This window comes from Herminiimonas aquatilis (assembly GCF_042665175.1).
GTDB lineage: Bacteria > Pseudomonadota > Gammaproteobacteria > Burkholderiales > Burkholderiaceae_D > Oxalicibacterium > Oxalicibacterium aquatilis.
Genome location: NZ_JBHTCC010000001.1, coordinates 843351 through 856018 on the forward strand (window position 1 = coordinate 843351; position 12668 = coordinate 856018).

Sequence of the window (12668 nt, forward strand, 5' to 3'; positions counted from 1 at the left end):
CGAATAGTTAACAACATTTCCACAAAGAATCAACTAAACTTATAATTGAGCAACTAAATCCCCAACAGTTGCATTGATCGAGTCTCGTACTCATGGACTCCTCATGGATTCACTAACCGCCGGCATCATATTGATCCTGTTGCAATTTTGCATTGCACTGGTGATGGCGGGCGTTTTCTTTGCGGCTCCTACAGAAAATAGCACCCGCTACTGGGCCATAGCAGGAACCTCTATCGCGATAGGCGCGTTGATCGCGATACTAAATAATCGCGAACCACGCGTATTTGTGTTGCTGACCGGTTCAGGGCTGATCATTGGTGGACTGATTTATCAATGGTTCGGCGTCCTCGCCTTCTACAAAAAACCAAGGCCTGCATGGGCGTGGTCAATCTGCATAGCCTTTCTGTTGTCGCTGGCAATATTGATGAGTGCGGATGCACCGCAACCCACGCGCACGCTGCTATTTGGAATCACGACCATGCTGCTGCACGCATTGTGCATGCGATCGGTATGGCAAGGCCAAGAGGGTCCGCCCCAAACCTTTGTCCAGCGTCTGGTGCAGGGCGCCCTGCTGCTGCTGTTGATCGGTGATGTCCTGAAACTCTGGATCGCTGGCGCACACCTTATGGACGGTTCAACGATCAGTCGCTCGACTTTGGAAGTGGTCACAACCTATGTCATACCAACCGTGGGCACAGTGCTGTTTTCCATCGGCTTGCTGCTACTATATTTTGAACGGACGATAGAAGAAAATCGTCATCTTGCCACCCATGACGAGTTAAGCAAATTACTGAATCGACGCGCCATTGTGGCGGCAGGCGAGCGTGAGCTGGAGTTATCGGTGCGCTTGCAACGCCCGTTGACGCTGGCATTCATCGATATCGATCTGTTCAAGCGCTTCAACGATCAGTTCGGCCATGCTGCCGGTGACACCGTTCTGATAGAAGTCGCCGACATCCTGCAAAAAACCTGCCGTTCCATTGATCTGGTAGGCCGTTATGGCGGCGAGGAATTCCTGGTCGTATTGCCGGGCGTCGATATCAACGGTGCTGCAGTAATCGGCCAGCGACTGGTCAATGCCATTCGATCCTATCGCTTTCGCGGCGAACATCCGGTCACCATCAGCGTTGGACTGGCTACGCTGCCGCTGGATGGTAATTGCTCATGGGATCAACTGATACGTCGCGCGGATGCTGCGCTTTACGAAGCCAAGGATATGGGCCGCAATCGCTTTTGCGTATAAATCTGCGCACGCTGGGGTGCCAGGTTAGCAAGGAAGAATCTGCAGACATTGACGCAATTCGGTCCGCCTTCAATTCGTCTTGTTTCGACTGTTTTTCGACAAGACGCTTGCATATACAACATCCCTCTATTTCTCGATAGATACATCCTGCGCCCAGTGGTAAGCTAAGCTCACGAAAAATGAACAGAGAGGGCCCAGATGACCGCAATCAGCGCGCAATTTGCATTGACCGACGTCACGCCGGACATGGTCTTGTCAGATGACCTGCTTGATCCGCAAGGGCAGGTTCTGCTGCCCAAAGGCGCAACGCTGACCGAACATACGATCGAATCATTGCACAGACATAATGTGGTCTCCGTCAGAATAGCCATGGGCGAGCTGACACCTGAGGAAGATGCAATACAGCGCGCACATTTTCAAAACCGTCTGACACAACTTTTCCGCAAATCGGATGACGATAATGCAAACGGCCTGTTGCATCGCTACATTCGCCATTTCCGGCTGGGAGACGAAGCATGACCCATACCCTGCCCGAACCTAACATTACCAAAGTACATTTCGATCAAGTGCTGGAGCAAATCCGCGATTTGCCTGCATTGCCGGCCATCGTCCAGGATTTGATGGCGAGCGTCGGACCCGACGATATCGATATCAACGTCATTACCCGCAAAGTCATGCTCGATCAGGCACTTGCAGCCAAGACCCTGCGCTTTGCCAATTCATCTTTTTACGGCACGCAGACCAAGGTCACCACGATTCAACAGGCGATCACGCTGATAGGTGTGAACTCAGTGCGCCATGTGGTGACGGCCACAGCGCTGACTGGTTACTTCCCGGCCAATAGTTGCGCCGGACTCGATTTCATTTCACTGTGGCGCCACGCAATTGCGACCGCAGTCTGTGCTCGCGTGCTGGCACGCCATCTGCACGTGAATCAGGATTACGCATTTACGGCAGGGTTGTTGCACGACATAGGACGCCTGGTACTGGCGACCTATTTCAGGCGCGAATATGAGGCGGTCGTCGCGTATCGCAAGCTGCATGATTGCCAATGGCTGCAGGCCGAACGGGATGTCATGGGTGTGGATCATGCGATGGCGGGCGAAGCGCTGGCGGCGCATTGGCATTTTTCCGATACGATTCGGTTTGCGATTGCAGGTCATCACCAGCCGGAGGACCAGAAGGTGCATTCCCTCGCCTCGATCGTGCATGTCGCGAATGCGATCACGCATGCGCTGGATATGTCCGGCGTAGAGGATGATCTGGTGCCACCGGTTTCACCAGCGTCGTGGGAAGGACTGGGATTGAGCGAGGAAATTTATCAGCATGTATTCCTCGAAACAGAATTGCAATTCGATGAAGTTAGCCGCGTGCTGCTATCAGAATAATAGAAAGAAGAAGTTGAAAGAAATTGCGACCTTCGGGGAATCCGGACATACGATCAGCAAGCTGCATTTATTTGACGGCGTCACCGATGATGGTGTCGACGCCATGCTGGCTTCATGCACCGTGCTGCGCATTGCGGCGGAAGAAGAACTACCGAATATGCACGGCACGGAAGCCTGCGTCTATGTGGTATTGCGTGGTGCCCTGATCAATTTTCTGGTCGCCGACAATAGCCAGCAGCGACGCACCGACAAGATTCTGCCAGGCGAAAGCATAGGAGAATTGTCAGTACTCGACGAAGCCGTGCCTTCCAACACCATGACAGCCGTGGAAGAAACCGACCTGCTGATCATCCCGTCGCGCCTGATGTGGAAACTGATTGATGAAGTGGATGGCATCGCGCGCAACCTCCTGCGGCAATTGTCATTCCGCCTGCGCGCAGCGAATGCGCAATTGCGCCGGCGCGAAAAGGTCGGCGAATTTTATCGCCAGTTGTCACTGATTGACGGTCTGACCAGTTTGTATAATCGTGCCTGGATGAATGACAGGCTGCCGAACCTGATCGAAGAAGCACATGCAGCTGAGCGCCCGCTTTCATTGATCATGATCGATCTGGATTACTTCAAAAAATTCAACGATGAATACGGCCACGTGGTCGGCGACAATGCACTTCGCGTAGCTGCAGGTGTTTTGAGCGCTGCACTGCGCCCCAGCGATTTCGCGGTACGCTACGGCGGTGAAGAATTGACCGTCATCTTGCCGGACAGCGATGCCAGCGCAGGCAAGATGGTTGCGCAACGCCTGTGCGAGCGCATGCGCAACGCGATTGTATTTGAAGACATGCATCTTCCGCTGCCGCACGTCACTGCCTCGTTCGGCATTGCGACACTCGATGCACATCATGGCGCGGAAGACCTGATCACCAGAGCCGATGCCGCCCTGTATCGCGCCAAGGAAGCCGGACGCAATCAGATTTCATTCTAGGCTATCGATTCAATGCTGCGCCCTGTTTGCAAGCACTTTCGATTCAGTATTTCCTGACCTCACCATTTTGCACGATGTCCAACCACACCTTCCTCTGGCACGACTACGAAACCTTCGGCATCAATACGCGCCGCGATCGTCCGGCACAATTTGCCGCGATACGGACCGATGCAGAACTCAATGAAATCGGTGAGCCGGTCATGCTCTACTGCAAACCGGCCAACGATTTTTTACCTGATCCACAGTCATGCCTCATCACGCACATCACGCCGCAAGTCTGCCTCGAACGTGGCATACCCGAATATCAATTCGCGGCAGAAATCGAAAAGCTGCTGTCTGAAACCGGGACAATCGGCGTCGGTTACAACACCATACGCTTCGATGACGAAGTCACGCGCTTCATGTTCTGGCGCAATCTGATCGACCCGTATGCGCGCGAATGGCAAAACAGTTGCGGGCGCTGGGATATCCTTGATGTCGTGCGTACCGCCTATGCTTTGCGTCCGGAAGGAATCAACTGGCCGCGCCACCCGGATGGTCGCCCCAGCTTTAGACTGGAGCAACTGACCGCAGAAAACGGCATCGCCCATGAGGCAGCGCATGATGCCTTGTCCGATGTGCGCGCGACCATCGCCATGGCGCGCCTGATACGCGATCGCCAACCCAAGCTGTTCGATTTCTGTTTTGCCTTGCACAAGAAAGACAAGGTCGCGACGGAAATCGGCTTGCCCATGAAACGCCCTTTCCTGCACATCACCGGTATGTTCCCGGCCGAACGCGGTTGCATCGGTATTGTCTGGCCACTGGCCATACATCCGACCAACAAGAACGAAGTCATCGTATGGGATCTGGCTGCCGATCCGAGCGAACTCGCATCGCTGGATGCGGCGACGATACGCACGCGCATGTTCAGCAGAACGGACGCCTTGCCGGAAGGGGTCAGCCGCCTGCCGATCAAATCCATCCATTTGAACAAGTCGCCGATCGTCATCAACAACCTGAAAACCCTGTCTGCGGAAATGACGGAAAAGTGGGGCCTAGATATCGCCACCGCTTTGCGCCATGCAGATATCGCCGCCCTTACACCGGATATGACGGCGATCTGGCAAGATGTTTTTCATAGACCGCCAGAAGCGACGCCTGATGTGGATGAGGATTTATACGGTGGCTTTGTCGGCAACAACGATCGACGTTTGTTGCAAGAACTGCGGGCCTTGTCGCCGGAGGCATTGGCGAAGGCGCAACCGAGTTTTACAGATCTGCGTCTGGAAGAATTGGTATGGCGTTATCGTGCGCGTAATTTCCCGCACACGTTGTCCGCTGACGAAGCGCAACGCTGGGAAGAACATCGTGCAGCCAGACTGTTCGATGGCGAAGGCGGGGTCCGTACGATAGAACAGCTGTTTTCTGAAATCGACCAGTTATCAGAAACTACCGATGAGCATGGTGAAGAAATACTCGGCGCCTTGTATGATTATGCAGAATCGATCGCGCCAGTACGTGACTGAAGGATGGTATCGCTGAACGTCCTGCTCAGTGAATTAACAGTCAGATCATACGCGTCGATGCACATGCCGCAACCTGGAACAGGCTGGCACACATACTCCGTTGGAAGTGACAGTATAATTGTCGCGCATGTCTGTCCGTGCACTGAAAATCAATGACGTCGCTTTGCTACCGGAATCAACATGAATCTTTCTTATTGGTGCGTATTGGCGGCGGGCATCATGCCTGTGGCGACAATTGCGATTGCAAAATGGGGACGCCGCGATTTCGATAATTCGGAACCCCGGCGCTGGCTGGAACAGCAAAGCGGCATAAGACGCCGTGCCGACTCTGCACATCGCAATCACTTTGAGGCATTTCCATTTTTTGCTGCCGGTGTGCTGGTTGCGCAGCAATTACACGCCACGCAGGATTCAATTGATATGCTGGCAATCGCGTTCATCGCTTCGCGCATTGTCTACACCGGGCTTTATCTGTCGGATAGATCAACGCTACGCTCTGTCGCGTGGTTGATCGGCTATCTAGCCGTCATCGGCCTGTTTTTAATCGCGGCGTTTCCAGGCAGTCGATAAACGACGCGCAGCATTTTTATTTCACTTTTCATTGCTCATGTCACACGATCAAACATTTCAAATCCTGCACGACTCACTCAATGCCGTGCGTACAGACAAACTGGGCATTGCCGAGTTCTGCCAATTATGGCGTGCGCAATCGGCATTGCTGGCGTCACTTCCCTCTCGCTATAAAGAGGTCATGGAAGACTTGTTGAGCCGCCTGGAAGCAGGAAGTTTATTTACTGAAGAAAGCTGTTCGTTCAGTCAGATTGACCTGTTGGCGACTCTCGACGTCTGGCTGGAAACAGCGCGTCAGTCAAAATAAATTGATCTACTAAATAACGGCAAGCGAATTGATGACAACCGCAAGCTCTTCCTACTATTCACAAGCAGAATGCCATGCAACAACTTGAATTTGAATTGAACGACGACTATGTCGAATTGAACCAATTACTGAAACTGGTCGGTGTCTGCGATAGCGGAGGTGCCGGAAAAATGATCGTTGCCAGCGGCAAGGTCAAAGTGGATGGACAAACCGAATTGCGCAAGACCTGCAAGATTCGTTCTGGACAAGTCGTGGCGCTCGGCGATGTGCGGATCAAGGTTATCGCAGCTGCCTGAGTAGTTGGTCCTGCACGTCCTGTGTGCATGGCTCGCGCAGGACGTTCGGTCTTGCGCCATATATCATCGTTATCACGACAATTTGTGTCGCGCCGTGACGCCCTCTGCAACCATCATCGGCGACCGTTGGCAACCGCCAATACCTGCTTCGAAAAATGTCCCGGCAGGCTCGCTTTCATCTCATCATGTGATGCATTCATGACACGTCTGGGCAATGGCGTGACATTGTTGTGCGCACCATGATGCTCGACCAGAGCAATGCCAGCGCGACTGTCATCAGCTAATTTGAAAACAGCGACTGTCTCTGATAAGGCCAGCGTTTGTTCGCGCATGCTTTCGGCCGCCGCCGCAGCTTGCTCAACCAGTGCGGCATTCTGCTGCGTGATGTCATCCATCTGACCAAGCGCCTGATTGATATGTTCAATGCCGGTCTGCTGTTCGGAACTGGCCGTCGTAATTTCTTCCATGATGGTGGTCACGCGACTGATGGAATCGACGATTTGATCCATCGTTTTGCCGGCGCTATCCGCTTGTCTGCTGCCGATTTCCACTTTTTCAACAGAGTCGGCTATCAAGGCCTTGATTTCTTTCGCTGCCGTTGCGCTGCGTTGTGCCAGATTGCGCACTTCCGCCGCGACGACGGCAAATCCTTTGCCTTGCTCACCCGCCCGCGCCGCTTCCACCGCAGCATTCAAGGCCAGGATATTGGTCTGGAAAGCAATGCTGTCGACGACACCAATGATGTCGCTGATCTCGCGCGATGATTGCTGAATCGCCTGCATCGTATGCACGACTTGCGATACAGCATCGCCGCCCTGCTCTGCGATGCTGGATGCAGTCTGCGCCAATTTATTAGCATGCTGCGCATGCGCAGCATTCTGCCTGACAGTCGTGGTCAACTCTTCCATCGCGGCAGATGTCTGTTCCAGTGAACTAGCTTGTTCTTCGGTCCGTGTGGACAAATTGAAGTTGCCGGTGGCGATTTCGTTCGAAGCCAAGGCAATCGTGTCACTTCCCCTCCGTACTTGTGACACCAGATGCGTCAAGCCGTCGCTCATGCCGCCAAAGGCATTCAGCAGTTGCGCAATCTCATCCTTCCCATGCGAGCTGGTTTTCTTGCTCAAGTCACCGGATGCCGCACGCTTGACCGCTGCCCCAAGACGTTGCACTTCGTTCGAAAACGATACATAGAAGCCGAGCAGAAAATAGGCTGCGATAAGCAAAATGGAAAAGATCGCCAGCATGATCATATTGAGGTGGAAGGCGTCCCTCTCCAACCTCTGTTGCAGCAATTGCATCATCACATTTGCCGAAGTATCGGCCGCTGTATACAAACCATCGATGCTGGCATGCCCTGCATCGGAAAATGCGTTACCCGAAGTTTGATCGACCGAATTCAATATCTCATTCTTGGCCCGATCCAGATAGGTGATTGCAGAAGGAATCGCTGCCTGCGCGCTCGCCATTTCCCGCGCAAGTTGCGGGCTCTCTTGCAGCAGCATATCTATCTTGCCCGGAATCGCGGCCAGATCGCGACGTGCCAGCAATACCGTAGAACCCAGCAGCACTTCTTCATTTGCTTCCATCAACCCGCTATCGATGTAGGCTGCACCGCGCCCCGCAATTTCCGACAAGCCCTCTGTCAGGCGCGGAAAATCCTTGCCGAACAACTCGGCCAGATAATAGGTTGTGCCCTCCGGGTCATGCGTAAGTTTGCTGCGATCAGCAATCAATGCATTGAGTCGATACAACTGCGCGATCAGCGCCGTATGTTCATCGTAGATTTTTCTATCTTTTGTACCTACAAGTTTTCCTTGCAAGGCGGTCCAGCCAGTTTGAATTTCCTTCCATGCATCGCCCTTGTACAAGGCCGGTTCTGCGCTACGCATTGCATCAAGCGCTGCAATTTCATTATTGATATTCTTTTGCGTCTGCTGCGCCTTTAGCTCCGCACCGGCATTGCCCATAATGAACATATGCTGGAATGCCCGATGTTTTTGCGTCAGCTGAATAATGTTCTGGATCTTCCGTACATGGCTGACACCCAGACGTTCCTGCTTGGTGAAAGCGATGGATTTATCCAGTTCGCTCAATAACAAAAAAGTCGCCAGCAACAAGGGCGTGACAAAGATCGCCGTCAGTACAACAAACTTGGGCAACAGCCGCAGGCGCTGCATTAATTTGACGGCAGGTGTCAGCAAGACATTTTTCATTGTGCACTTTCAGATGGTGATACAAAGTCATGTGCGGAGCGTCAGGGTGCAGAGGCCCATCCACCATGACAGCGATGGAATCGTCGCGGATGTTTTCCCTGCGGCAATTTTGAACGCGAAATATGACTGCTTGATGAATTGTATTTTTGTCCAGATAGCTGCGGAATCACGCGTGCCGAAGGGCTTGGCCATGGGACAATGTCGGCTATGAAGCCTTATGAAAAATTGATATTCGTCGATCTCGAAACTACCGGCGCAAACCTGGTCAACGATCGCATCACTGAAATTGGAATCGTCGCAGTGCATCCCGATGGCGCAGTAGAACGCTGGTCCAGCTTTGTCAATCCCGGCCGACCGATACCGTCTTTCATCCAGGGGTTGACCGGCATCAGTGACGACATGGTTGAAGCCGCGCCCTCCTTCGATGCTCTGGCCAACGCAGTCCATGAACGGCTGGCAGACGGTCTCTTCATCGCGCATAATGCGCGCTTCGATTATGGCTTTTTACATCACGCGTTTGCACGCACTGGTCACGCCTTGCAGTCGGAAATGCTGTGTACAGTCAAACTATCACGCACACTCTTCCCTGAAGAAAAACGGCATAACCTGGACACCCTGATTGTGCGTCACGGCCTGATACCGGAAGCGCGCCATCGCGCCTTGGCTGATGCCGATTTATTGTGGCAGTTTTGGGGGAAATTGGTACGTGATATGCCACCAGATACAATCACACACGCGGTCAAAAAACTGCGGCAAAAATCTGGTTTTCTTTCCCCACCAGCCACTCCGCAGACAGAATCGAGTTAGCCCCGATTAGCGACGGAGTGCTATGCTTTGAACAGCAAAAGGTTGTGCCCCTCAACGACTGATTACAAGAAACAAGAAAGATTCGGACCAATGACAAAACTCATTTACATCGCCGACCCTATGTGTTCATGGTGTTACGGTTTCGGACCGGAGCTGAAGACACTGCTTGATGGCGTGCCCGAATTACGATTCGAAATTGTTCTTGGGGGCTTGCGTGCCTACAACAAGCAATTGATGGATGAGGCGTTAAAAACCACACTGCTATCCCATTGGGGAAAAGTGGAAGCGACAAGCGGCTTGCCTTTTTCCCAGGCGGCCTTGTCACACAAGGATTTTATTTACGATACCGAACCTGCCTGTCGCGCCGTCGTTGTCGCTCGTATGTTGGCACCAGAGACCGCACTCGATGTTTTTCACGCCATTCAGCATGGATTTTATGCAGAAGGCCTGGATACGACGCAAGGCGACGTACTGGCGAAGATCAGCGTAGCTGTTTTGAACAAAGCTGGAATAGACTTAAGTGCGCAGGATTTTTTGACGACGTGGTCATCGGAAGTAGCGATCACGACCACCAACGATGATTTCCTTCAGACGCAACGCTGGGGTGTAACCGGATTTCCTACGCTCGTTTTTGAGCGGGCCGGCGAACTGTATCTGGTGACTTCGGGTTTTGCACGCACCGAGGTGTTGGTGGAGCGCTTGCAGACATTGGTCGATCAGACTTCAGACTCATGATCAATGGATGGGCCGAGTCACACGGCCCATCCTGCCAAGCTCAATACATGTGTTGCCCGCCATTGATGGCGATATTGGCGCCTGTCAGAAATGCTGCTTCATCCGAAGCGAGATAGGCGACCAAACCGGCAATCTCTTCCGGCTTACCCAAACGCCCCATTGGAATTTGGGGGATGATTTTGGTATCCAATACTTCTTGCGGTATCGCCGTTACCATTTTCGTGCCGATGTAACCAGGTGAAATCGTATTGACTGTCACGGCTTTGCGCGCAACTTCAAGAGCTAGTGCCTTGGTAAAACCGTGCATGCCTGCCTTGGCCGCGGAATAATTGGTTTGACCGAATGCGCCCTTCTGGCCATTCACTGAAGAGATATTGATAATGCGGCCCCAGCCGCGTTCGACCATGCCGTCGCAAACCGGCTTGGTCATATTGAATACCGAATCCAGATTGGTCGCCATGACTTCATCCCAATCCAGCTTCTCCATCTTTTTGAAAGTGACATCGCGCGTAATGCCGGCATTGTTGACCAGTACGTCGACCGGCCCGATCTCTTTTTCGATGCTAGCAACGCATTGCCGTGCCGAATCGTAATCGGATACATCACAGGGATAAGCGTGAAAGTCGAAACCATTTTCCTTCATGCTTGCCAACCATTCGGAGGCTTTCTTGTTCCCCGGCGAATAAGTCGTTACGACATGATATCCAAGCGCTGCCAGCTTGATGCAAATCGCTTCTCCCAAACCACCCATACCGCCGGTTACCAGTGCGATGCGTGTCATTTTATTCTTCCTTGTCTCGTCTATTTTTGAGCCTGTTAAAACAGACTTCACCTCTCTACTGCAAGCGCTACCCCCATTCCACCACCTATACACAAACTGGCTAAGCCACGCTTCGCATCGCGTCGTATCATTTCATGTATGAGTGTCACCAGAATACGGCAGCCGGACGCACCGATAGGGTGACCAATCGCGATGGCACCGCCATTGACATTGATCTTGTTGGTATCCCAGCCCATTTCGCGATTTACAGCAATCGCCTGTGCGGCAAAGGCTTCATTGATTTCCAGCAGATCCAGATCCTGATGGGTCCAGCCGGCTTTTTTTAGACACAACTGTGCTGCAGGCACCGGCCCCATTCCCATCATCGCGGGATCTACCCCGGCAGAAGAATAAGCCTTGATTCTAACCAAGGGTTTCAGCCCGAGCTCTGTCGCTTTTTTTGCCGTCATCATGATGACGGCAGCTGCGCCATCGTTGATACCTGATGCATTACCCGCAGTGACTGTGCCGTCTTTTGAAAATGCCGGACGTAGTGCAGCAAGCGAATCCAGCGTGGTACCGTATTTGATGTATTCGTCAGCATCGACAATGACTGATGCTTTTTTGCCCGCAATTTCATAAGGAATGATTTCATCTTTGAACTTGCCAGCTTTTTGCGCGGCTTCAGCCTTATTTTGCGAAGCAAGCGCAAATTCATCCTGCTCCTGGCGTGAGATATTGAATTTTTTTGCGATGTTTTCTGCGGTTGTGCCCATGTGATACTGGTTGTACACGTCCCACAAGCCATCGACAATCATGGTATCGATCAGTTTCGCGTCACCCATGCGGAAACCTTCGCGCGAACCGTTCAGCACATGGGGTGAGGCACTCATGTTTTCCTGACCGCCGGCAATGATGATTTGTGCATCGCCACATCGTATGGATTGCGTGGCGAGATGCGTCGCCTTCAATCCACTTCCGCAGACTTTATTGATCGTGAACGCCGGAACCATATCCGGCAAACCGCCGCGAATGGATGCTTGCCGCGCTGGATTTTGTCCGCAACCTGCGGCCAACACCTGTCCAAGTATGACTTCGCTAATAGCATCGGGACTGATACCGCTACGTGTCAGCAGATTTTTAATTACATGCGCGCCTAAATCGGCAGCGGCTATTTTTGCAAAGGCGCCACCGAATTTTCCAACTGCAGTGCGCCCTGCAGCGACAATAACGACATCATCCATTTAACTCTCCATAAGGGATTGAAGAAACGAGTGTTGCGATATGCCAGAAAAATCAATGTCCTTGATTACTATTGAAGGACGTACGCAAATTCGCATTGACACGGCAAACATGTATTCACCCTATCCAAAATTTGTCAAAAATGCAATGACTCGCCGGTAAATTATCAAACTTTGTCGCAATGAGTTGATCTGCTTACGTACCAGCCTGGGAAATTAAGAGCGCGCACGCACATATTATCAAAGGCGTGAATAGTTAAGCATGCAAGGTCGAACAGAAACTGACTAGCGGCTATGCAGATAAGAGTTTTTCTGTTTTGAATTGATGCTGGTTGAAACGCCGGTATTAGCAGAAGCGATGTTAAGTTCAGTCGTTCGGTATTTGGCGGGTGTTTATGCGGAAGGGGATTTGAATTTATCGTGTGCGAGGAATATTTCGCGTAAAAGCAAAAACCCCCGACCAGATTACTGGAAGGGGGTTTTCTAATAAAAGCCTGACGATGACCTACTTTCACACTGGTTGCAGCACTATCATCGGCGCAAATTCGTTTCACGGTCCTGTTCGGGATGGGAAGGGGTGGTACCAAATCGCTATGGTCATCAGGCATAACTTGTAGC

At 52.2% G+C, this 12668-nt stretch carries 13 protein-coding genes and 1 rRNA gene; 10 read left to right on the forward strand and 4 right to left on the reverse strand.

The annotated features are described in order from the left end of the window. Window positions 1-103 precede the first annotated feature (103 nt). From ACFQO0_RS03850 to ACFQO0_RS03885, 8 genes are all read left to right on the forward strand, one after another. Window positions 104-1243 (forward strand): GGDEF domain-containing protein, encoded by a 1140-nt coding sequence (locus ACFQO0_RS03850; RefSeq protein ID WP_382232712.1) that lies wholly within the window; start codon window positions 104-106, stop codon window positions 1241-1243. Between the two features lie 198 nt (window positions 1244-1441). After that, window positions 1442-1762 carry a hypothetical protein gene (locus tag ACFQO0_RS03855; RefSeq protein ID WP_382232713.1) on the forward strand — a complete coding sequence of 107 codons (321 nt, stop codon included), beginning with the start codon at window positions 1442-1444 and terminating at the stop codon, window positions 1760-1762. Then, a complete protein-coding gene (locus ACFQO0_RS03860; RefSeq protein WP_382232714.1) occupies window positions 1759-2631 on the forward strand; it encodes an HDOD domain-containing protein in 873 nt (290 codons plus the stop codon). The genes ACFQO0_RS03855 and ACFQO0_RS03860 overlap by 4 nt, the downstream gene beginning before the upstream one ends. A 13-nt stretch (window positions 2632-2644) precedes the next feature. Beyond that, window positions 2645-3613 carry a GGDEF domain-containing protein gene (locus ACFQO0_RS03865; RefSeq protein ID WP_382232715.1) on the forward strand — a complete coding sequence of 323 codons (969 nt, stop codon included), beginning with the start codon at window positions 2645-2647 and terminating at the stop codon, window positions 3611-3613. Window positions 3614-3687: 74 nt separating this feature from the next. After that, the gene (gene sbcB, locus ACFQO0_RS03870) at window positions 3688-5121 is read left to right on the forward strand and encodes an exodeoxyribonuclease I (protein ID WP_382232716.1); all 1434 of its coding nucleotides are present in this window, start codon (window positions 3688-3690) and stop codon (window positions 5119-5121) included. Between the two features lie 180 nt (window positions 5122-5301). Further along, entirely contained in the window at window positions 5302-5691 is a 390-nt protein-coding gene (locus ACFQO0_RS03875) for an MAPEG family protein (RefSeq protein ID WP_382232718.1), read from the forward strand. A gap of 37 nt (window positions 5692-5728) precedes the next feature. Beyond that, window positions 5729-5998, forward strand: coding sequence for a hypothetical protein (locus ACFQO0_RS03880; protein WP_382232719.1), 270 nt, complete (start codon window positions 5729-5731; stop codon window positions 5996-5998). A gap of 74 nt (window positions 5999-6072) precedes the next feature. Beyond that, a complete protein-coding gene (locus ACFQO0_RS03885; RefSeq protein ID WP_382232720.1) occupies window positions 6073-6294 on the forward strand; it encodes an RNA-binding S4 domain-containing protein in 222 nt (73 codons plus the stop codon). 113 nt (window positions 6295-6407) lie between these two features. On the opposite strand, the gene ACFQO0_RS03890 is transcribed toward ACFQO0_RS03885, so the two are convergent. Beyond that, entirely contained in the window at window positions 6408-8507 is a 2100-nt protein-coding gene (locus ACFQO0_RS03890) for a methyl-accepting chemotaxis protein (RefSeq protein ID WP_382232721.1), read from the reverse strand. Between the two features lie 207 nt (window positions 8508-8714). Between ACFQO0_RS03890 and ACFQO0_RS03895 the strand changes: the two genes are divergently transcribed. After that, window positions 8715-9314, forward strand: a complete 600-nt coding sequence (locus ACFQO0_RS03895) for a 3'-5' exonuclease (RefSeq protein WP_382232722.1) — start codon at window positions 8715-8717, stop codon at window positions 9312-9314. Between the two features lie 90 nt (window positions 9315-9404). After that, complete coding sequence (locus ACFQO0_RS03900) at window positions 9405-10049, forward strand: DsbA family protein (protein WP_382232723.1); 645 nt, start codon at window positions 9405-9407, stop codon at window positions 10047-10049. 40 nt (window positions 10050-10089) lie between these two features. Here ACFQO0_RS03900 and phbB read toward each other — a convergent pair whose 3' ends face one another. From phbB to rrf, 3 genes are all read right to left on the reverse strand, one after another. Further along, entirely contained in the window at window positions 10090-10830 is a 741-nt protein-coding gene (phbB, locus tag ACFQO0_RS03905) for a beta-ketoacyl-ACP reductase (protein WP_382232724.1), read from the reverse strand. 47 nt (window positions 10831-10877) lie between these two features. Beyond that, entirely contained in the window at window positions 10878-12053 is a 1176-nt protein-coding gene (locus tag ACFQO0_RS03910; RefSeq protein ID WP_382232725.1) for an acetyl-CoA C-acetyltransferase, read from the reverse strand. Between the two features lie 489 nt (window positions 12054-12542). Continuing rightward, window positions 12543-12655: ribosomal RNA gene (rrf, locus tag ACFQO0_RS03915) — 5S ribosomal RNA — on the reverse strand. Window positions 12656-12668 lie beyond the last annotated feature (13 nt).